This is a genomic window from Histidinibacterium lentulum, from assembly GCF_003789055.1.
Taxonomy (GTDB): domain Bacteria; phylum Pseudomonadota; class Alphaproteobacteria; order Rhodobacterales; family Rhodobacteraceae; genus Oceanicola; species Oceanicola lentulus.
This window is the reverse complement of the sequence record NZ_ML119094.1, coordinates 56,668-77,479: the sequence shown is the minus strand read 5'-3', so window position 1 is coordinate 77,479 and position 20,812 is coordinate 56,668. Positions and strand designations below refer to the sequence as shown.

Sequence of the window (20,812 nt, the reverse complement as noted above, 5' to 3'; positions counted from 1 at the left end):
TACCAACCCCAGAACCTGCCGTCATTACCTGTCGGCAGCGACAATATTGGCTCCGTCAATCTGCTCCACACCTGCAGGCAGGAGAAGCTGTTCCAGCCAGTCGATAGCATTGCCCCGCTCGGAGCAGTAAGCGAAGAACGCCCGCTGCCTCGCTCGAGTAAACGCGACGAAGAATGAATTTAGCTCTTCGCCGCGCTCCGGCGACAGGCTCCACCATGTCTTGGCATCGAGACCGAAAAAGATCATGGTGTGGAATTCGAGGCCCTTGCTCTTATGGATTGTCATGAGCGGGACCTGGTCCTTGCCTTCGAAGTGATCAAGAACGCCACTCCAGTCCGCTGCGTTCTCGACGCATTCCCGAAAAAGAACCTGAAAGCCGTTGCGCACTCGCTGAAAATCGGCGTCGCGTCGATATTCGGGATAGGCCTGACGCAGACGCTCGACCCCGGCGAAGTCCAGAGCCTGCGCGAACAACCGGTCGGCCACTGCCGGATCAGGTGGCTCGTCACGCATCGTCTGTTGAAAGTTCCTGGAGAACTCTCCGATCTCGCGCTGCAAGCGCTCCTGCCCGGCCTCATCTTCGGGACCGGTGCCCGCCAACGTTTGCAGGCGTTCCTGCGTCGCGTTCCAAGCATCGGGGTCGCGGACGCTTGCACCCAGCCGCAAGAGCGGGAGGAGAACTTCGGTCAGGGGCTCGGCTAACAAATCCTGAATGGCGATTTCGCCAACGTTTCTGGCAAGATTTCGCAGCGTGAGGTCGTAGGCACGGAGAGCGGGCGCAAGCTCGTCTTCAACGTTGTTTGCCCGCATGCGCACGAGGATGGCAATATCGTGTGGGGCGATGCGGCCATCATCGACTTCGCTCCTGATCCATCGCGCTATCTGCTCAGCTTCCTGCTCGCGGCTGTCGAACCGCCAGATGGCCGCCGTATCCCCCTCGACCGCCAGCTCGCCGCGCGCCTCAACCTCCTCGACATCGGGATCGATCTGCCGTGCGATGACATGTTGGATGGCAACAAGCGTCCCGTGAGATCTCCAGTTCCTGAGTAACGCATGGCGAACGGCATTGAAGTCGGCGGTGAATTCGTCGAACGCGTTATCCATTGCGCCCGCCCAACCCATAATCTTCTGCTTGTCGTCGCCGACTGCGGTAAAGACAGCATCGCTTTCGCTGAACGCAGCATCCACGAGGCTATATTGCGCGTAGGTTGTGTCCTGGAATTCATCGAGAAAGACAAAGGGATATGTGAGGCGCAAAGCGCGCTTGATCCTGGGATTCGCGCGAAGCATGTACTCAACGACGCGGTTGATCATCGCAAATGAAACAAGTGCGCCGTCCGGCATGGCATACTGGTCATCCCAGTAGGCCCGAAGCAGCTCTCTCGCACGTGGATTTTCAACGGTTTCTTCAAGCGGCAGCGGTGTGCGGGCGACCGCTCGCTCAAACCGGTCCGCACTAACGTCCGGACGGCCGTGTCTTCGCAGGAAGAGCTCTACGTCCTGCCTTGAGGGAAAAGCGATGCTGTAGTCTGCAGGCGGTCGGTAGGCATCGGGGATCGCAAGGCGGAAATGATCCAGCATGTGCTTCGTAAATGCATCGAACGTCATCGACTGAAATCTGCGGGCCTGGTCCGCAGGGCAGCGCTGGCGAACCCGCGCGGCAAGGTTTTGAGCGGCATCACGTTTGAAACTGATCGCAAGGATGCGCTTTGGTGCTGCACAAAGACCTGTCTGCAGGAGATAAGCGGCCTTCTGCGCCAGAAATTCGGTCTTGCCCGCTCCGGCACCGGCGGTAACGCAAACGCTCTGCGCGGTCTCTCGAAGAGCGTCCCAGGCTCGCGGTTCAAGGTCATCGACGCCCTGTGGTCGCCAATCTTCCGGCGCGACGGGCATCAGTCTTCATCCGGCTCGGGAGAGAGAACGTCTCTGACATGATCGATCAGGGCGCGCAGTTCCGGGGGCGCGCGCCGGGCGAGGTTTCGACGAGCGATCCTGCTCAGCGCGGCGAGATGGGTCTCCGGTTTGCTGCGGCTGAGGAAAAGATATGGATACCAGGCAAAGCTATCGTTCCATTGCTCGCCGTCGTAGATGTCGGGATTCCCGTTGGTTTTCAGGACCACCCTTTTTTTCTCGACAATCGCCTCCGCTGTCGTCCTGGGGCCTCGTCCACCCGGATTGGGGTGCTGGTACGCCGCAGAAAACGCCTCAAGCATCGCGAAATCCAAGTCGATGGGGTCGGAAAAGAAGACGGCTTCATGTCTGAGAGCCTGAAGCCAGTCATTTTCCGCCCAATCCTCCAGAACATCTTCGTCATCCAAATCTTCGAGATCGTCGAGACTGATGGTGCCATCAATAACGAGGGGATTTGCAGTCAGGTCGCGATCCACCTCTTCGAGAGCCGCGAACGCCGTTCGGATCATTTTGGCTCCGCCATGGGCGCGGCCAAGATCGAAGTCGAGCAGTGTCGCGTGAGGGATGCCGAGATCGGTGAGCAGTCTCCAGAAGTGCGAGACATAGCGACCGCCCAAAGGTACGATCGGCACGAATGACGGGTCAAGCGGAACGCCTCTTGCTTCGGCTAACCGGGGCAGAACGACTCGCTCCGAGTCCCCCTCCGCCAGGATCACGAACCGCGCAAAATATAGCTCGGGGTAGGAGCGGACTGCGAGGCGCACATAGGCGCTGGCTTCGGCATCGTCTTTAGGCAAAGTCAGCAGCCTGACGAAGGCGCGGCGCGTCTGCCGGTCGAGCCGGAAATAGCGGACTTCGTCCGCCTCGATGCGGGAGAGGATGCTCGCGCTATGGCTTGAAATGAGCGCCTGCGCTGTGCTCATTTCGCCGATCTCCCGCGCCTGCGTCACGATCCGGGACAGGAAGAACGGGGAAAGGCTGTTCTCAGGCTCCTCAATCGCGAGAATGGTCAGATGCGTGCGTCGGAGTTTTTCCTGATCGAACGGGCTTTCTGCCGCAACGAGCGCAAGTGCCGCCTGTTCGGTTTCGAGCGTCGCGGCCGTCAGAGCGATGTGGAAAAGTGAGCGTTGGCCGTCACTGAGATCGGCAAGGACTCGATTTCGACCGGCCTCGTCAGGGTGGAACACGAATTCAGCCCGCCGTACAAGCTCTTCGATCCTGCTCTCGATCAGCCGAAGATTGGGGGTCGAGTCTGTGTCACCTTCATAGACCTGCTGCCATCTGTGCGTCAGACGCTCAATGATGAAGTTGGACGGGGCCTCCTGATCGAATTGGTTCTGGATAAGCTCGGCCCCTTCAGTCGCGCGAGCGCCAAGATCAGCCGACCAGAGCGCCGCTCGCCACAGGCGTCCTTTCAGAAGCTCGGTGACACGGTCGGCGGCGTTTCGAAGGGCGGGAACGTAGACGACCTGAATACTCGCGCGATCCACGGCGGAGACTTTCGGAAGGGTCTCCCAGTCGAATTCGTCTCCGAGCGTCGTAATCCATCTGACGTCTTCTTCGACGGTCCCGTCTGGCGTGCCGTCTTCGACCCATCTGGCGACAAGCCGGATGCGCGCCTTTAGCGGTTCATCGGGGCCCGAGGCAGCCATGTGATTGAAAAAGTCGGGGACGGAGGGGGCGTCTTCGTCCTCTTCTTCGTCCAGCTCCGGGAAGCCGAGCACACACTCAATCTCCAGAGCCCGCCCGTCCGGCAGCTCCTCTTCGTCATGCGCGATATGGAAGTCTTTCTTGGTGACGGTCCTGTCCGTTCTCGTCACGCCAAAGAGACGGGAGAGCGCCTGGAAGAGCGCTGTCTTGCCTGATCCGTTCCCTCCAACGAAGGCTGTTACCTGCTCTTGCAGGCTGACTACCATCCACTCGGGACCGAAGCAGCGAAAATTGCGCACAGCAACACTCTCAATCTTCATGGGTGGGCTCCACTGCGAAGAATCTTTCTGCACGGCCAAGGCAGGTCGTGAAATATGGGCTATCCCACAACTCCTCGTCGGCAAGCGGAACTCTTTACGTCTCGCTGCGTGGTTGCAACCCGAAGATCGCGCCCCAAACAACTCTGTCGGCCGCCCAATCTTTGGTGACCACCGGTGAAATTTGGCCAATTACCTGTAGGCCCTTAGGCATTAGATCGGCCGTTGATCATCTTCGCAGCGAACGACTGCTTCCCGCCCTTCGCATCAACGAGAAGGCATCATGGCGGCGGCGCATTAGGTTTCACCGACCCAACCGCTTCGCTCTCTCAGCCATCCTGACCACCTGCGCGCTTGCCGTTGCCGCTGCGCTCCGCACGGCGGCCGGGGCTTGTACAGCCCCTCGTCCGATCGCTTCGCCTGTCGTCAGCGCGCCGATCCGCGCCCTGCCCTTGACGCCGTCGGTATTGAAGATCCCCCGCATGATCCCGGTCGATCCCGCGACCACAGCGGGTGCCGCAGCCACCATCAGGTTTCCAGAGATCCCCCGAACGATGAGGGGCGTTGCCGCAACGAAGCCCTTGGCCAGGAAGACCATCACAAAAAACGGCACCAGTGAACCGATGTTGGTGGCCGAGTTTGGGTCACCGAGCTGGGCCAGCAGCGAATTCGCCATGCCGACGACGGTCGAGAACATGGCGGCGATGACAATGGGGTAGAAGGCATAGCTGATCGTGGTTGAGACCCATCTGTGGAAGAAATCCTTCGTTGCATCGAAGAGCGACAGGGCGATCATGATCGGCGCGAGGCCGAGCATGAGTGTCAGCATCATCTTGGCGAAGATGAGGACGATGCCGGTCATGAAGCCAAGGAGGCTCAAGAGCACGAGGCCGATGCCGCCGAGGATCGCGCCCGTCATCCAGTTCAGGTTGTTGCCGATCGCGTTCAGGTATTGGCTGAACTCTGTGATCAGCCGGTCGAATTCGCCCGCGAAGTAGGTGGCCCCTGCCCCGCCGCCGCCAACCGAGGAGATTAGGGCCCCGGCGATGTAATCGAGCCCGCCGATCACGGCATTGGCGACCGCGTTGAAGTTGGCCCAGTTGAAGGCGAAAAGCCCTATCAGCGTCAGCTTGATCAGGTACCAGAAGAAGCTGGCCCCATCCATGCTGCGGATCTGGAAGGCCATGTTGATGCAGACGCCGATCAGCGAGAGCGTGACCATCAGCAGGACGATCGTGCCGGTATTGCTGGCCACAGTCCCGAACTGGGACTCGGCCGCATCGGCAAGGAAGCCATCGGCCGTTCCGACCATCCAGCTGACGATGCTCATTACCAGTTACCTTGCGCTTCGCAGATATCCTGGACGTCGCGGGCGATCTGGTTCTGTTCGTTGCGGAGGGCCAATTGGATCTGAGTGTGCTCTGCTTGAATGTTGGTCGCGAACCGTTCCTCGTACTCGGCCGAGGCCGCATCCCATGACGGGAAGCGGACATCACAACCGCATTCACCAGTTGCCTTGATCGCCTCCCACGACCGCAACTCGTAAAGTCGCATCAACGTCAGCGCCTTGTAGGCCTCGCGCGGGTGGATCTCGTCCATCCAGACCGGCCGTGCGGGCCGGTCGTTGCAGATCCGGTACTGCTGGGGCGCGATGGTCACGGTGAGATCGTTCGTGACCGGAGGCGAGGTCTGGGCCGCGAGGGGTGCGGCCAACAGGGTGACAACTGCGGCGAGGGTGATCTTGCGCATGGGGGGGTTCCTTTCGGGTCTTCATTCGGCCGCGACCGCGGGGTTCTCTGCTCCCCCGGTTGGGCCCGTGTTCTGGTCTGGGTGTTGTGCCTGCGCCGGCAGGAAGAACTCGGTAATGCCGCGAGCACCGTCGTGGCGACCGGCCTGGATGATCACGTCGATGGAGCCTTCGATGTAGTCAACCATGTCGGCATAGGTCATCGGCACATCGGTCTTGAGCGCCGCGATGGCGAGGCGGCGGACGGCGAGTTGCGGGGTCTCCGCATGCAAGGTGGTGAGCGAGCCGCCATGCCCGGTGTTGATCGCCTCGAGGAAGGTCATGGCCTCGCGGCCGCGGACCTCGCCCAAAACGATCCTGTCGGGCCTCATGCGCAGGGTCGAAGCCAGAAGCACATCGGCGCTGCGGGCCTCGGTGTCCCGGTCCGCAATCAGCGTTACGGCATTCGGCTGTTCGGGGCGCAACTCGGCTGCCTCCTCGATGGTGATGATCCGTTCCTCGGGTGCGATCAGCGAGAGGATCTTGCGCGCCGCGACCGTCTTGCCGGTCGAGGTGCCCCCCGAGACGATCATGTTGAGCTTGTTTTCGACGCAGAACCGCAGGGCGGCGTCGATGTCGCCGGAGGCCACCACATCGCGCAGCGCGGCGTTTCGTTCGCGACGCAGGCCCTCGAGGCTGCGCTCCTTGCCATAGAGGAAGCCAAGTTTGATGGCCTTCAGCGGCAGCGAGGAGAAGAACCGCAGCGAGATCGAGAACCCGCCTTCGACGGCGGGAGGTTGGATGACCTGCGCCCGGATCGGACGATCCCGGTAGAGGATCGAAACCGAGACGATGGGTTTCTTGGTGCTGAGCGTGGTCGATGCGGCCGAGGCGATCTGGTTGCCGAGGTCCTTGATCTCGGTCTGGCTCAGCGGGCTGCCAAGACCTCGCATGAAGTGATCGCCCTGGAACTCGCCCCAGACCTGCCCGTCGGGGTTGATGCAGATCTCGATCGTGTCGTCCCGTTTTACAGGCACGCCCAGCCGGTCGAGCGAGGCTTCGAGATAGCTCGCCGCCATGTCAGAAAATCTCCAGATCGCGGTCGACCATGACGGTGATCCGCGTGCCCTGATCGACATGAATTACGGGCCGGATTGCCAGATAGTCCTGCATGACGCTTTGGGTGCTGTCGCGCAGGTCCGTGCCGACGTCGCTCGCGATGTCGGCCGCGGCCTCATCCTCGATTTGTCCGGCGGCTGCTGCGGGCAAGGCCCCGATCAGCGAGATCAGCGCGGCCGAGCCGAAGCGCTGCGCAAAGCGGGTGTCGACAAAGCCGGTAGTGCCGGTGCGGCCAAGCTCGTCGCCACCAAAGGCACTGATTTCCACGGTCTGATTGTCGGGCAGGATTATGCGGTCCCAGGCCACCATGACCCGCGACTGCGCGAGCGCCACATCGGAGCGGTAACGCCCGACAAGGCGCGCGCCGCGCGGGATCAGGACGCGCGTGCCGTCGAAGGAATGGACGTCCTCGGAGACGATGGCGCGGATTGCACCAGGCAGCGTGCTGTCGAGCGCCGTCTCGGTCACGGCTTGAATTATCGTGCCTTGCACGACGGTGTTGCCGGGGTTCACGATCACTTCGGCCCGCGTTACCGGGGCGAGCGTTGCGCCTGCCCGCACGAAGGCTTCATCCTCATTCAGGCGCGCCGCCTCGAGGCTGTTCTCCCGGTCGGTCCCTGCCCCCATCCCGGAAAACGCGATCATGGGCGACGCGATACGTTCGGCCCGCGCCTCGGCCTCCGCGATGCGGCGGCGCTCGAGTTCTGCAAGCCGCAGCACCTCCTCGTTCGGCCCGAGGTCTGTCGGCGCAGGCGGGGTCAGCCGCGCGACCTCAAGGTCCATGCGCAACTGGTCAAGCTCGCGGTCGCGTTCGGTCAACTGTCGCTCGAGCGCGCGCTGCGCCTCAGACGAGGCCTCCTGCAGCGCCGCGATTTGTGCCGTGAGATCGGCGATGGCTTGCTCTGCGCCGCTTTCAGACGCCTCGACGGGCCGCGCGCGCAGGTCTTCGAGTTCCGCGCGCAGCGTGGCGAGGCTTTCCATCAGCGCCAGTTCCGACTCGGAGGGACCGGTCTCAGCCGGGGGCGGCGGGGCAGGCTCGACGACGGGCATGGGCACGAGGTCACCGAAGCCCGATCCTGCGGTCTGGAACTCTTCGGGGGCTGCGGTCGGTAGGGGCGCTTCCGGCGATGGTTGGAGGGTGGCCCAGGCCAGACCGCCCACAGCAACGATCCCGGCCACGCCGAGTATGGCGGCCAGCGGGGAGGGCCGAGCGGCAGCGCGCTTCTTGTCGCCTGTCGCTTCAAGAGCTGCAAGGCGCGCGGCGAGGTCTTCGGTGTCCTGGCTCATGACGTGGGCCCACCCATATCCTGAACACAGACCTCGTCTTCGCCGAGGCGCAGCACCCATTGGCGGTTCACGCCCGAGACACGGATCACACCGTCCTCAAGCGCGGTGCTGTTCACCGCTCGCTCGCCGCCATTGGCATAGCGGAAGATCGCCGGGACCGGCGCGTTCCGCGCGAAGCGGAAATAGGTGAAGGTGCCATCATCCCAGATGGCGGTCGGCGTGAACTCCTCCCGGGCGCTGACAGCGTAGTTGGCATTCGGCGCGTCGGCCGCGACAGCCCGGGCCGGTTGAACGCGGCTCTCGGGATAGCGGAACTGCACGACGTAATGCGGGGTCTCGCGCGCCTCGACCACGTGGAAGTAGTAGGAGCGCCGGTTCGTGTAGACGGTGATGTTGGTCGCAACGCCCGAGGCCGCAGGCTTGATTGCGAAGGCGCGTCCGCCCGGCACGCCGTCGAACTGGAAGCCCACCGTGTCGCCCGCGATGATCGAGCGGATGGTCTCGCCTTCACCGAACTCGACGGTGGTAACCCGGGTCAGGGTGGTGACGATCCGGTAAACCTGCCCCTCGGTCCAGGTGGCAACCCGGACGCGGTTGTCATGGGGACCGGGGCGCGGCGTGGTCTCGGCAAAGGCTGCGGGTGCGGAGAGCACGAGGGCGCCAGCGACGAGAAGGGCGTGAACGGATGTGAGAACTGGAACAGAGGTCATTCGGATCGGTCCGATCGGATGGCATATTGGGTGACGGTGAAGCCGAAAGGGTTCTGCCAGACATCGTCGATCGAGCGGGTCCGTTCGGGCTGAAAAGCGAACATCAATGTTGCTGTGAAGGATCCGTCCTGCGCGCCCTGCGGGCTGGTCAGGCGCTTTCTGAGGCGCACCTGCGCGCGGTTCTCGCCGATCAGCGTGATCGAGGCGATCTCGACGGCCATTTCGGCCGCAGGGCCGTAGCGGGTCGGCGGATAGCTCTCCTGCCCCGAGGTCCACATGGCCCTCATGCTGGCCTCGGCCGCACCGGTGGATTGCGCCAGTACCCGGCGCACACGCAGATCGTTGTCGAGCTGGTTGTAGGCTTCGCGGTCAAGGATATAGCGGTAGATCTGCGCCTCGATGATGGCGGGCCGCTCGGCAAGCGAGACCGTTTCCACCGTGGCGTTCGGCAGGGCGAGACCCGTCGCGGGATCATAGGGCACAACGACGGGCGGCGGCGTCTCAACCATCAGGGCGACGGCCGCAGCCGCAAGGCAGCCGAAGACCCCGAAGCCCGCTCCGCCAAGACCGATCATCCGCCAGAGCTGCTCCCGGCGCAGTGCGCCGTGGATCAGTTCCTCCTCAACGAGTTCGCGCGTGCTAATGCCTGGCGTCATGTCCGGTGCCTTGGTCATGGCCGCAGGATCGGCAGGGTGAAGTCCATGTAGCGGCGCTCCTCGGCGACAGTCGCGGCATCCACCACGCCCGCATTGCCCGCGCCGAGGGTCTGGATGGCTTCAAGCTCCCACATCCGCGTCATGGCGATGGCGAGTTCCGCCGTGACGCGGGTGTTGTGGTCCATCGACTCCTTGAGATCCTCCATGTCGGGGATCATCGAAACGAGTTGTTCGACGCGCTCGAGGGATTGCGCTGCCTCGGCATGGCTGTTCTGGGCCGCCGCCGACATCACGGCACCGGTCGTGGCCCGCGTCGCGACACCTTCTGCGCCGGGATTGCCGCTGGTGGCGATCTCGCGTAGCGAGTCCTCGTCGAACCCGGCGCTGGCCAGCGCCTGTTCCATCTGCGTGCGCAGGGGCCCCGCGTTGGGTCCGATCAGGCTCGACCAATCGCCCGCCTGGATGCCTCGGATCAGGCCGGGGATGTCTTCGAAATTGGCTTGCAACAGGCCGTCGAGGTCACCGCCCATGGCGAGGCCAAGGATACTGCGCGGCCCGGTGAGCGAGGCATACATCTCCTCGAGCTGGTCGAACTGCTGCTGCAGGAGGTCGAGTTGCGCCAGCGCATTGTCCAGAAGATCGGTCTGGATCCCGAAATCCTGCAGCATCTGCTGAAGCTGGCGGATTTCCTGGGCGATGTTCTGGGTATCGACCGTGGGCACGCCCTGTGCGGTGACTGGGCCCGCGAGGGCGGTGGTCAGCGCGAGGGTCGCGGCGGTGGTGGTGAGGGAACGGTACAAGCGCCGGATCATCGCAATGTCTCCTGGGTGAAATCCATGAACTGCCGCTCGGCGGCTTGGGCCGCGGCCATGGCGAGTTGTTCCTCGCTCAGAGGCTGGGTATGGGCGGCCTTGATCCGGGTCCGGATCGCGACCAGCCGGGCCAGCTCGGCGCGGGCATAAGTGTTGAGCGCGATTGCCTCGTGCAGGTCTTCGGTCTCATTGATGCGGGTGATGATATCCTGCACACGCAGGGCTGCCGCGCGGACCGAAACCAGCGAATAGTCGCCATAGACGCCCGCGCCATGGGCCGAGAGGCTGAAGCTCGCGTTCGCCAGAAGGACGGGATCGATGGTGCCGAGCGCATCGATGCCGCCCACGGCGGCGAGGTAGCTGTTGTACTGCTGCGGGATCACCACGACGTAGTGTTGGGTTTCCGCGAAGGGTGGGACGCCGCCGTGCTCTCGCACATTGCCCGGACCGGCGTTATAGGCGGCGAGCGCATGGATAATGTTGCCATCGAACATGTTCAGCATCTGCGCAAGGTAGCGCGCGCCACCCGTGACCTGCAGCCAGGGGTCGTCGTAATAGGCCGGGTAGATTCCGAGATCGCCCGCCGTGCCGGGCATGATCTGGGTGAGGCCGAAGGCTCCCACGGGAGAGCGCGCCCCGATCTGGAAGCGGCTTTCCTGCCAGATCAGCGCCTGCAGCAGGCAGCGCCATTGCACGAGTGAGAGCCCCGCGCGGCTTACGCCGGGCAGGCTGTGGGTGTGACGCGCCGCGCGGATGATCAGCTCCTCGATCCCTTCTCGGGCATCGCCGAACATTCGGGCCGCGGCCGGGTTGTTATCCTCGGGCGCATAGAGGCTGGCCGCGGCGCTTTCGACGTCGCCAACCGCCCCCTGCCCCGCCTCGAGCCCGGCCACGGTGCCAGCCACATCGCCGGAGCCGAGCGACATGGCATCCATCAGCCCTTCGAGGGAGGCGAGTTGCTGGCGTTCGATCTCGGCCAGTTCCTCTTCGTGGGTCAGCCGGTCTTGCTGAAGTGCCAGGTCGCGATCGGTCTGCTCGAGGATTGCCTGCCGTTCGGCAAACAGCCGCAGATCGAAGGTCGGTACGCCTTGGGCGGCGGCCGGCCCCAATGTGGGACCTGCCAGCGCAATGCTGACTATCGAGAGGGGAAGCCAGGTCCGCATGGGCTTAGCCGCCCGCCCCTAGCATCACGAAATCGCAGGCCGTGTCGCGGCGCGTAACGGCGGCCCCCATGGTCGAGATCGTCGTCGTGGCGGTTGCACCTCGTGCGGGCGCATCGCGGAAGTTGAAGCAGTTGGCTTGCGCGGGGTTATGCTGCGCGCAAGCCGTCAGGGTCAGGCCGAGGCCGAGCAGCACAGCGCTGCGGATGAGGATACGGGTCATGTCACTCTCCAGAAATCAGGGCGGTCCCGGTAATCGGCGCCGACCAGGGCCTCGCCCTTCTCCATGCCGCCAAGGATGGTCACGAGGGGGCCGAGGGCGCTGAGATCGGCGTCGATCACCACAGCACCCCGGTCATCGCGGACGAGGGCCAGCCGCGAGGCGGAGCCGACGCCCAGAAGAACGTCGAGTTCTTTCTCGCTAAGGCCGAGCATCGCGTAATCGGCAGCCGAGGCGCGGATGTTGGGCAAGAGCACCTGCGTCGGCACGGCTTCCACGATGGTCTTGCCGGTCCGGGTACGTTCGAGCTGGCTGGCATACTGGGTCATCATCACGACGACGGCGTTCTGCTTGCGGGCAGTCACAAGCCAGTTCGAGAGCCGCTCCGCGAAATAGGCGTTGTCGAGCGCCTTCCAGGCTTCGTCGATGACGATGATCGTGGGTTTGCGATCCTCGATCACGCGTTCGACCCGGCGGAAGAGGTAGGACAGGACCGCCATGCGTTCCCGCTCGCTCTCAGAGTCGAGGATACCGGTCAGATCGAAGCCTGCGACGTCCCCGTCGATGCTGAAACTGTCCTCGGCATTGGCCCCGAAGATCCAGCCGTATCGGCCGTCGGCCGTCCATTCCTGCATCCGCTCGAAGAGATCGCCCTCGTCATCGGTCGAGACCAGCAGCGAGGCGAAATCCGACCAGTTCCGTAGGCCCGCATGTCCTGCGCTCGCGTTCTGGCGTACGACCTCCTGCAGTCGGTTGGTCTGCACCGGGGTCAGAGGCCGGTCGCGGCGCTCGAGAAGACTTGCGAGCCAGTCGGCAAGCCAGGCCTGCCCGCGGGCGTCGATCTCGGTTTGCAGCGGGTTCAGACCCGTGGGGCGCCCTGCCCGCACCGTCGAATAGCTGCCGCCAAGCGCGCGGACAGCCATTTCCATGCCGGCGCGGTAGTCGAAAACGAAAAGCCGCGCGCCCGCCCGGTGCGCCATGGTCATGAGGAACGCCGCCAGCACGGATTTGCCCGAGCCGGGACGGCCCAGGATCAGCGTGTGGCCACCCGTGGGTTCGCGATCTGGCGCGCCCTGTTCGTGGAAGTTGAAGCGGAAACCGCTGCGCTCCGGTGTCGGGAAAAGCGTGATCGGCACGCCCCAAGGAACTTCCATACCGGTCTTGCCGAGGGGCGTGCGGTGGAAAGTAGCAAGATCGGCGAAGTTGTGGTTCGTGATCGCGGCCTTGCGGCTGCGCGCGCCGGTATTCCCCGGATGCTGTGCCATGAAATGCGCCCGCGCCCCGAAGGCTTCCGAGATCAGGTTGATGCCAGAGGTCGCAGAGATGTTGCGGATCTCGGCAGCGATGTCGTCTAGGGCAGCTTGGCTGCGCGCATAGACCGCCACCGTCATGTGGTGCTCGCCAAAGATCAGGCGCTTGGATTCCAGATCGTCCTGGGCGAGTTCCAACTCCTGCGCGAGGCTGACGGCGCCGTCATTGGCGGCTTGCATCAGGCGCAGCTGCCGTTTGATCCGGCCTGCCATGATGTTGGCGTTGATCGGCACAAAAGAGTGCGTGACCACCATGTCGACGGGCAGGTTCAGCTCGTCGAGCATCAGGCTGTCGGTCTTGGCAGGGTAATTCTTCACCGCGAAGATCGCGCCGAGCTTGTCGCCGACGGCGCCGTCGGAAAGCGCAATGGTCGTGCCACGGAAGGTGACGCGGGTATTGGAAACGTCCTCGGCGATCACGCCGAGGCGCGACCGGGGGAAGAGCGGGTGCTCCTCGCCCGTGTTGAGCGAGCCGAGGAAGCCCAGAAGCTCGCCGCTGCTTGCCGCAAGCAGGCGGGGCTTCAGCTCATCGAAGGAGGACAGCAGAAACCCCACGACCTCGTCGAGCTTGCGCAAGCGGCGGGTTGTGTCCGCTGCATGTCGCGCACGCGACGCCCCCAGCCCGAAGGGCAGACGGCTGCCTGCCTCCGGGCGCTTCAGCACCGTCAGCGTCAGCGTCTTGTCGCGCAGGCCCGACCGGCCCAGATGCGCGCGCCAGCGCTGGTCGACGGCTGCCGCGAACCCCTCGCCCGGGATGGGCGGCAGGGTCACGTCGACCGCTTTCGACACCTTGTGGAGGTAGAATGAGAACTCGGTTCCGACCTGCGCGACGATGCCTGCCAGGAGCCCGCCGATCCGGTCGAGATGCGCATCCTCGCTCGTGGTGCTGTTCACCCCTTCCAGCCGGATGCATTGCATCAGCTCGTTGCCGCGCGTTCGGATCGTCCGGTCGGTCAAGAGGCTCACATAGGGTAGCATCGTGGAGAGCTGCTTCTCGCCCTTGACCCACGCAGGCAGCGCGGTCAGCGGATCGAGGGTGTCGGCCACATCATCGGCAATTCCATCACGGTGCATAGCTGTCGCCCCCGTGCAGCTTGCGGTTCGCCGTGGGCGGGGTTTCCTGCAAGGTGATCACCAGGACATCGAGGAAGTTTGGATCCCAGTCCGCGGCTTTCCAGAGCGCCGGCCAGGCCAGCCCCGCGAAGACGGCCACCACCCAGCTCTGGACCCAGAGGAACAGAAGCGTCGAGCCGAAGAGCCAAACCATGGCGTACATGATCGGCAAGCCCATCAGCTTGGGTGGCCTGAGAAGGCCGATGAACACGCGGGACTGGTCGGACATGGGTGCTTCTCAGGTCGTCCAGATGGCGGCGACGATGGTGGGCGCCGCGGCGATGCCCGCGATCGCGACCACCACCCAAAGCGCCTGGCGGAAGTCGAGGATGCCGAAGAGCCAGGAGAGGAACACGCCGATCAGCGCGAGCGTGCCGATCACGATGCCCAAGGGGCCGGTGATCGCATCGACGATGCCCTGCAGCAGGGTCTGCACGGGCGAGAGGTCGATGCTTTGGGCCAGAGCGGGGCCGGCCAGCACGATGAGGGCCATCGCGCCGAGCGCGACAATGGAAGGTTTGGACGTCACGAAAGGTCTCCTCTCAGCCGCTGGAACACGGCTGTCACACGGGCCACATGGCCTTGGGTTTCTCGAAAGGGGGGAATGCCGCCGTGGCGGGTGACCGCATGGGGACCGGCATTGTAGGCCGCGAGCGCCAGCGCGGGATCGCCGAACTGCTCGAGCATCATCAACAGGTAACGGGCCGACCCGTCGAGGTTCTGCGCGATGTCATGGGGGTCGACGCCGAGATCGCGCGCGGTGTCAGGCATGAGCTGGCCGAGCCCGATGGCTCCGACCGGGCTGCGCGCGCCGGGATTGTAGGCGCTCTCGACCTCGATATTGGCGCGGTAGAACAGCGCCCAATCGGTGACCGACAGGCCCGCCTGACGCAGGGCATCATGGCTGCCGTAACGCAGCGCCGTGGTCTCGATGGCGTGGAGGATTTCGGGGGCGGCGCGGATGGCGCGCGGGGCAATCGCTGCGGCAGCTGTCATATCGCTCAGGGGACCATCATCCCCACGGGCCTGCGGTGCTGCAAAGAGAAAGAGACGATCTGTAAGAGGCCCATTCTGGGCATCTTCTTCGCCAGTGAACGAGCGCAAGGTGCTCGCAGTCTCGGCGGTGTCGATCAGTCGGCCATCGGGACTGACCTGGAAGATGAAACCGTCGGCCAGGGCCAAGGGTGCGGAACAAACACCTGTACCCAATGCAACGACGAGCGCAAACGCGCGGTCAGTTGTCCTTGACCAGAACCGGTCCGGTCCGTGACTCGGGCGTGCGCCCGGGTGCTGCATGGCGCTCGCGGGCGCCTTCGACGAGCGGGATGCTGGCGGTCGTGCAGCCCATGTCGGCAAGGAAGCTGACAAGGCCGACGATGGTCTTGAAATCGCGCAGCTTGAGGACGCTGCGGCTGGTGACAAGCATCTTGTCGTCACCGCCATCCGGGGCAACGGCTCGGATGACCCAGGCGCCGTACCAGCTGTTATGGCGCTTCTCGGCGCCTTCCTTGCAGACCACCTCGATGAGATAGCCCTCGGTAAGGAGGCCGCGCAGCCCGTCTTCTGTAACCACATTCGGTGCTTCTTCTATCATGGCCTTCCCTTGGGTCCTTGTTCTGCCTGGGTGCAGTCTCGGGCCCACGGGGTCGCAACACCGCGGGCGATACAAGACAACATGAATGATAGCAAGACAATTAAATCGACTTGACGCAGATTGCCTTGCTCCGATAACGGTGATAGCTGACAAAGTCGTGATCTTAAAGGCGGCAAAGGAGTTTTGCCCTGCACATGTCCTGTGCGTGCAACATCCCCCTCGCGCTGCTGATCACCGTCCTTGTGATGAGTGGCCCGGCCCATGCCTGCATCCCGCCGGAACGGCCGTTCCTGCCCGCGTCCCGAGATGACATGCGCGCTTACGCGGATCTGATCCGGGGGGACTTCGAGGCCTATATCGCCGATGTGCAGGACTACTTCCGCTGCATCGACGCGGAGCGCGCGCGGGCCTTTATTGAGGCTAGGGAAGTGAGCGAGGAATACGGGCGGTTCATCGAGGCTGTCGAGTAGCCCCCCTCCCGCTGGCACTGGGCGGGCCTGATCCGATAGGCCCATCAGGCCCGCCACCCTGCGTCGCCACGGGCTAAACGCACGGCGGCTGGAGGGCGGTTTGCCGGAATGGCGGGAGGGGGGACGGGAAGTCGCGCGCGTCGGTTGACCTCAGGCCACCTCGTCAACCCTCGTTGTCACTTCCTTAACCCAAGCCATCAGCGCCGCGGGATCAGACGGTAGCTGAACTGCCAGCCCTTCCGCGAAACTCTCGAAGGCCGGTCGGTTGAGCGCATTTAGACCGACCAGAACGGGGATCTCCATCGCAACCGCCTCGGCGATCACGTCGCGGAACCCCCGCCCCTCCGCCTCGTGCTTTCCGAACTTGTTGACGATCAGCAGGTCCGCGCCGGATGAAAGGCTCACCTTGACCAGCCCGACCGCCGTTTCAAGCGCGGCCGGGTCGAGGCGGCACCCCCGCGCCTGCGACCCGAGGTCCTGGCTGATGCGCAGAACGGGACCATCGGGCAGCACCCGCACATCCATGTCGCAGGGGCCGGCATCGGCGCGCTCGCTGTTGATCTGGACGGTTCCGCAGCATCTGAGGCCCCGGGCTGCGAGGTTCGCTGCCAGCCGTTCAAGCACCAGATCCGTATCGCCGCGTCCTGGCGCCATCGTGTAGGCGAGTTTCATGTCCGGGGCTCCTTCAGGATTGGCAAAAAGGTTGGAATTCGACCAGCGCACCGGCTGGCAGGGATTCGACGTCGGCGGGCAGAAACATCAGCCCGTCCGCTGGAGAGAGCAGCCCGACACGGGCCGAATGTGTGGCATCCTCGAAGGAGACGATCTCGCGACCATGGCCATCGAAACCGGCCAGCGTGGCGGGTCGGAGTTCGCAGCGCCCGGGCTTGCGGCGGATTGGGCCTGCGGTCACGACATGCCGTCGGGTCGGGGCGGGTCCCGCGCCGCTCAGGGCACGGATCAGCGCCAGTCCGAAGACCTGCCATGTGACGAAGGTCGATACCGGGTTGCCGGGCAATCCAAGCCAGTGCGCCTTGCCGATGCGCCCGACCGACACCGGCTTGCCCGGTTTGATCGCGACGCCGCTGAACAGGGTTTCGCCGCCCAATGCCATGACGGCCGGCTTCACATGATCTTCTTCGCCCACCGAGATACCGCCCGTGGTGATGACAAGATCGGCTTGCGCCGCCATGTCGCCCAATTCACGGACAAGACCGGCAAGGTTGTCGGCACCATGAGCCGAGGCAACGACGTCCACATCCGCAGCTGCAAGGCCTGCCGTCAGCATCGGTGTGTTCACGTCCCAGATCTGGGCTTCCTCGCGCGCGCCCCCGGCGCGGCGTACCTCGTCGCCGGTGACAAGCAGTGCCACGCGCAGCCTGCGCCGAACACGCAGGATGCCCGCGCCGGCGGCGGCACAGGCGGCGATCTCCCTTGGTCCGAGCCTGCGGCCCTTGTCCAGAACGGTCGCACCCTTGTACATGTCACTACCCGCGCGGCGGACGTTCAAACCCGGTTCAGGTCTGTGCGACAGATGTATGACGTCCCCGTCACGCAGGACGTCCTCCTGCATCACGACAGCGTCCGCGCCATTGGGGATTGGCGCGCCAGTAAAGATCCGGGCCGCCACGGCTCCTGCAACCGGCGTCGTCACCGCCTGCCCGGCAGGCACGCGCGCAACGACTGGCAGCACCCAGGGTCCAGCGCCAGTCAGGGCCGATGTCGCGATTGCATAGCCATCCATTGCCGCATTATCGAAAGCCGGTGCCATGGACCGGGACCGGACCGGCTGGGCAAGAATGCGGCCAAAGGCGTGGTCGAGCGACAGGGCCTCGGTGCGGCCGGCCGGTGCTACGTTTCCTGCAATCCGGGTCAGTGCCTCGTCGATGCTGATCAGCGCGTGAAGCATGTCCTGACTGTCACAGCCGCAGCCCGGTGACGCGATGGCTTGATGGATGGTCATTGTGCTGCCTCCTCGGCGGAATGGGTAGGCTGGAAATGCCCGGGCCCGATGCTGCAATCGAGATCGCGCAGGCGCCCGTCCTTGAGCCCGTAAATCAGGCCGTGCACCCGGACATCAGCCCCGCGACGCCATGCCCTCTGAAGGATCGGCGTTTCGCAGACACGCCGAACGCCTTCGACGACGTTCAGTTCGGCCAGCCGGTCACGTTGTCCTTCGAGGTCGGGTTCGCGCCCCAGATCGACCGCGTAAGCGCGGGCCAGGCGCCGGATCGGCTCGAGCCAGTGATCGGCCAGACCGTGTGGCAGATCCTCGGTCGCGGCCTTGACCCCGCCGCAGCCATAGTGGCCGCAAACGATGATCTCGCGAACATGCAGAGCATCGACCGCGAATTCCAGCGCCGACAGGAGGTTCATGTCCGAGGAATGAACGATGTTGGCAACGTTGCGATGGACGAAAACCTCGCCCGGATCGAGCCCCGCGACCACGTTGGCCGGTACCCGGCTGTCCGAACAGCCGATCCAGAAGAACTCGGGCGCCTGAAGGGCGGCAAGGCGGGTGAAATAGTCGGGCTCTTCGTCGTGACGTTGTTTCGACCACGCCACGTTGCGCGCCAGAAGGTCATTCAGCATCGGTCGTCTCCGGGAAATCTGGCAGCCCGCGTCTTGAGCGCATGTGTTTCGACAGGATCCGCAGATCGGCCCGGGTCAGCCGGGCGCGGGCAATCGGCAAGAGGATCGCGTTTTCGGCAACGAGGTGGCGCCGCACGTGCCCCGCAAACCTGGACAACACCCCGCGCTCCTTTGCGGACAGATCGGCCCCCCTATCAAGGCAACCGGCGAGCATCGCACGCACTTCGGGCAGCAGACGCATCGCCTCATCCTGATCGGCCCTGATCCGGTCGATCGCACCCTCAATCGCATCCTCTTCTGTGCAGCGCCGGGCAAGAAGCGGGAACAGGTCCTCAGCCTCGTCGCGCAGGTGGACGTTCAGTTCCTCGTTCACAAAGCGCAGCACCGTTGTCGCTTTTTGGCGATTGAAAGCGTCCGCCGTTGCCAGCGCGTCGATAACTGCGCAAATCTGACGTTCACGCAGGTGGTCTTCGCTGATGAAGTCCAGAGGATTTGCGAGCAGGCTCGGACTCGTCGGTTTGTCGCCACTGCCGCGCGTCACTGTCTCTGACGGTTTCATCACACGTCCTTTCGCGTGGTTCAGATCGGCGTCAGGCTTGCGCCGGAGATCTGCGCCCGTTGACCGAGGCTCTCCACGAAGGCGCGCGAGGCGCGCGCCCAGGCTGCCTTTTCCAACGCCTGCGCGATCTTCGGCCGAACGGTGTCGTAGGGCAGCACCTGCCCCGGCGCCGTGGCATTCAGTCGGATGATATGCCAGCCGTGGCGCGACAACACGGGCGCCGGGGTCACGGCCCCTTCGGTCAGGGAGCGCAGGGCTGCCTCGAACTCCGGCACGGTGTCACCGGGGCCAAGCTGACCCAGATGGCCGCCAGAAGCCTTCGAACCGCAATCGCTTTCGCGCGCGGCAGCGGCAAATCCCTTGGCATCGCCGTCGAGTCGCGCCAGCAGGGTAACGGCCCGTGCCTCGGCCGCGGCGCACTCGGCTTCGTCGCGCGGATCGCAGGCGCACAGGATGTGCGAGACATCCCAGAGCGGTGCCGAACGATATCGGGCGGGGTCCTTGTCCCATTCCCCGCGCACGGCCTCTTCACCGACGGGTTCGATCACCAGCGCCTCGTCCAGCAAGGCGCGGATCAGGGCTTCGTCGTCCGTCTCGAACCGCCCCGGCGCCAGCTCGAGCGGGTCGGGCGTCAACCCGCGCCGTTTTGCCTCCTGCAAGAGCAGCGTACGGATCGCCAGCGCCTGCGCCGCCTTGCGCCAGGCGATCCCCGGCTTGTCTTTGGGGGCGCTGTGGTTCTGGGCCTCGGCGGCGATTGCCGCCGAGGGGATGGTTTCGCCGTTCACGACGACATCGGGAAACAGGGCCACGTTCATCTGGCTCACTCCGCTGGCGTCGTGGCGGTAGGACCGCGTTTGGCTTGCACCTTGTCATAGGCGCGGCGGCGTTCTTCCAGCGGACGGTGGCGGCGCGACCGCACGATCTGGTAGCCGGGCCGCGTCAGCAGGTAGCGGAACGGCGCGGCGAAACCGGACCAGATGTGGACGAGCCGCGTGAACGGAAACAGCGCCGTGATGATGAGACCGAGGAAGATGTGCAGCTTGTAGAGCCAGTGCACGTCGACGACGGTGACCCAGGCGTTGATGTTCCAGCTGACCACGCTCTGCGACCAGGTCATGAAACGGACCATTTCCGACCCGTCCATGTGTTGCAGCGTCTGGGTGATCGTCAGCAGGCCGATGGCCAGCTGCAGCCAGATCAGGACCATGATCAGGATGTCGGGGAAAGTCGATGTCACGCGGATGCGCGGATCGACCAGGCGGCGATGGATCAACATGGTCGATCCGATCAGGGCGGCGATGCCAGCCGGGCCGCCGATCAGCACCGCCATCCATTGCTTGAGCGCATAGGGAATGCCGATGGCATCCAGCACCCAGATCGGCGTGAAGAGGCCGACGAGGTGACCGAAGAACACGGTCAGGATGCCGACGTGGAAAAGGATCGAGCCCCAGATCAACTGCTTTCGGCGCAGAAGCTGGCTCGAGGAACTCTTCCAGGTAAAGGGGTCCCGCTCGTAACGCACGATCGATCCCACCAGGAAGATCGTCAGCGCGACATAGGGCATGACCCCGAAGATGACGAAGTTGATGTCGAAGTCGCCGAACAT

At 64.2% G+C, this 20,812-nt stretch carries 23 protein-coding genes; 1 reads left to right on the top strand and 22 read right to left on the bottom strand.

The genetic code is table 11. The features are described from left to right. Nucleotides 1-24 precede the first annotated feature (24 nt). The 16 genes from EAT49_RS20305 to EAT49_RS20230 form a co-directional block, all read right to left on the bottom strand. Entirely contained in the window at nt 25-1,893 is a 1,869-nt protein-coding gene (locus EAT49_RS20305) for a UvrD-helicase domain-containing protein (RefSeq protein WP_123644134.1), read from the bottom strand. After that, complete coding sequence (locus tag EAT49_RS20300) at nt 1,893-3,881, bottom strand: ATP-dependent nuclease (RefSeq protein ID WP_123644133.1); 1,989 nt, start codon at nt 3,879-3,881, stop codon at nt 1,893-1,895. Before EAT49_RS20300 ends, EAT49_RS20305 begins: the two co-directional genes overlap by 1 nt. A gap of 301 nt (nt 3,882-4,182) precedes the next feature. Then, entirely contained in the window at nt 4,183-5,208 is a 1,026-nt protein-coding gene (locus EAT49_RS20295) for a TrbL/VirB6 family protein (protein ID WP_123644132.1), read from the bottom strand. After that, complete coding sequence (locus EAT49_RS20290; protein WP_123644131.1) at nt 5,208-5,627, bottom strand: hypothetical protein; 420 nt, start codon at nt 5,625-5,627, stop codon at nt 5,208-5,210. The genes EAT49_RS20295 and EAT49_RS20290 overlap by 1 nt, the downstream gene beginning before the upstream one ends. Before the next feature lie 21 nt (nt 5,628-5,648). Continuing rightward, complete coding sequence (locus tag EAT49_RS20285; protein WP_123644130.1) at nt 5,649-6,683, bottom strand: ATPase, T2SS/T4P/T4SS family; 1,035 nt, start codon at nt 6,681-6,683, stop codon at nt 5,649-5,651. Nucleotide 6,684: 1 nt separating this feature from the next. Then, a complete protein-coding gene (locus EAT49_RS20280) occupies nt 6,685-8,010 on the bottom strand; it encodes a TraB/TrbI/VirB10 family type IV secretion system protein (protein ID WP_123644129.1) in 1,326 nt (441 codons plus the stop codon). Continuing rightward, entirely contained in the window at nt 8,007-8,720 is a 714-nt protein-coding gene (locus EAT49_RS20275) for a TrbG/VirB9 family P-type conjugative transfer protein (protein ID WP_123644128.1), read from the bottom strand. The genes EAT49_RS20280 and EAT49_RS20275 overlap by 4 nt, the downstream gene beginning before the upstream one ends. Next, complete coding sequence (locus EAT49_RS20270) at nt 8,717-9,376, bottom strand: VirB8 family type IV secretion system protein (protein WP_246003928.1); 660 nt, start codon at nt 9,374-9,376, stop codon at nt 8,717-8,719. Before EAT49_RS20270 ends, EAT49_RS20275 begins: the two co-directional genes overlap by 4 nt. 14 nt (nt 9,377-9,390) lie before the next feature. Then, the gene (locus EAT49_RS20265) at nt 9,391-10,188 is read right to left on the bottom strand and encodes a type IV secretion system protein (protein ID WP_123644127.1); all 798 of its coding nucleotides are present in this window, start codon (nt 10,186-10,188) and stop codon (nt 9,391-9,393) included. After that, on the bottom strand, nt 10,185-11,351 hold the full coding sequence (locus tag EAT49_RS20260; RefSeq protein ID WP_123644126.1) for a lytic transglycosylase domain-containing protein: 1,167 nt from the start codon (nt 11,349-11,351) through the stop codon (nt 10,185-10,187). Before EAT49_RS20260 ends, EAT49_RS20265 begins: the two co-directional genes overlap by 4 nt. A 4-nt stretch (nt 11,352-11,355) precedes the next feature. Then, nucleotides 11,356-11,571 (bottom strand): hypothetical protein, encoded by a 216-nt coding sequence (locus EAT49_RS20255; protein WP_123644125.1) that lies wholly within the window; start codon nt 11,569-11,571, stop codon nt 11,356-11,358. After that, entirely contained in the window at nt 11,568-13,952 is a 2,385-nt protein-coding gene (locus tag EAT49_RS20250) for a VirB4 family type IV secretion/conjugal transfer ATPase (protein ID WP_123644124.1), read from the bottom strand. Before EAT49_RS20250 ends, EAT49_RS20255 begins: the two co-directional genes overlap by 4 nt. Next, complete coding sequence (locus EAT49_RS20245) at nt 13,942-14,220, bottom strand: VirB3 family type IV secretion system protein (protein WP_045682577.1); 279 nt, start codon at nt 14,218-14,220, stop codon at nt 13,942-13,944. The genes EAT49_RS20250 and EAT49_RS20245 overlap by 11 nt, the downstream gene beginning before the upstream one ends. 9 nt (nt 14,221-14,229) lie before the next feature. Continuing rightward, complete coding sequence (locus EAT49_RS20240) at nt 14,230-14,520, bottom strand: TrbC/VirB2 family protein (RefSeq protein ID WP_100196091.1); 291 nt, start codon at nt 14,518-14,520, stop codon at nt 14,230-14,232. After that, a complete protein-coding gene (locus EAT49_RS20235) occupies nt 14,517-15,287 on the bottom strand; it encodes a lytic transglycosylase domain-containing protein (protein WP_123644123.1) in 771 nt (256 codons plus the stop codon). Before EAT49_RS20235 ends, EAT49_RS20240 begins: the two co-directional genes overlap by 4 nt. Then, nucleotides 15,226-15,585, bottom strand: a complete 360-nt coding sequence (locus tag EAT49_RS20230) for a hypothetical protein (RefSeq protein ID WP_123644122.1) — start codon at nt 15,583-15,585, stop codon at nt 15,226-15,228. The genes EAT49_RS20235 and EAT49_RS20230 overlap by 62 nt, the downstream gene beginning before the upstream one ends. Before the next feature lie 194 nt (nt 15,586-15,779). On the opposite strand from EAT49_RS20230, the gene EAT49_RS20225 reads away from it, so the two are divergent. Beyond that, on the top strand, nt 15,780-16,055 hold the full coding sequence (locus tag EAT49_RS20225; RefSeq protein WP_123644121.1) for a hypothetical protein: 276 nt from the start codon (nt 15,780-15,782) through the stop codon (nt 16,053-16,055). Between the two features lie 150 nt (nt 16,056-16,205). Here the strand turns inward: EAT49_RS20225 and EAT49_RS20215 are convergent, their stop codons facing one another. The 6 genes from EAT49_RS20215 to narI are packed head-to-tail and all read right to left on the bottom strand — an operon-like array spanning nt 16,206 to nt 20,812. Beyond that, nucleotides 16,206-16,727, bottom strand: a complete 522-nt coding sequence (locus tag EAT49_RS20215; RefSeq protein ID WP_123644120.1) for a DUF2478 domain-containing protein — start codon at nt 16,725-16,727, stop codon at nt 16,206-16,208. Between the two features lie 13 nt (nt 16,728-16,740). After that, nucleotides 16,741-18,018 (bottom strand): molybdopterin molybdotransferase MoeA, encoded by a 1,278-nt coding sequence (locus tag EAT49_RS20210; RefSeq protein WP_123644119.1) that lies wholly within the window; start codon nt 18,016-18,018, stop codon nt 16,741-16,743. Beyond that, complete coding sequence (locus EAT49_RS20205) at nt 18,015-18,647, bottom strand: carbonic anhydrase (protein ID WP_123644118.1); 633 nt, start codon at nt 18,645-18,647, stop codon at nt 18,015-18,017. Before EAT49_RS20205 ends, EAT49_RS20210 begins: the two co-directional genes overlap by 4 nt. Then, on the bottom strand, nt 18,637-19,206 hold the full coding sequence (locus EAT49_RS20200; protein WP_123644117.1) for a hemerythrin domain-containing protein: 570 nt from the start codon (nt 19,204-19,206) through the stop codon (nt 18,637-18,639). Before EAT49_RS20200 ends, EAT49_RS20205 begins: the two co-directional genes overlap by 11 nt. A 20-nt stretch (nt 19,207-19,226) precedes the next feature. Continuing rightward, a complete protein-coding gene (locus EAT49_RS20195; RefSeq protein WP_123644116.1) occupies nt 19,227-20,021 on the bottom strand; it encodes a peptidylprolyl isomerase in 795 nt (264 codons plus the stop codon). Between the two features lie 5 nt (nt 20,022-20,026). Continuing rightward, nucleotides 20,027-20,812 (bottom strand): respiratory nitrate reductase subunit gamma, encoded by a 786-nt coding sequence (gene narI, locus EAT49_RS20190; RefSeq protein ID WP_123644115.1) that lies wholly within the window; start codon nt 20,810-20,812, stop codon nt 20,027-20,029.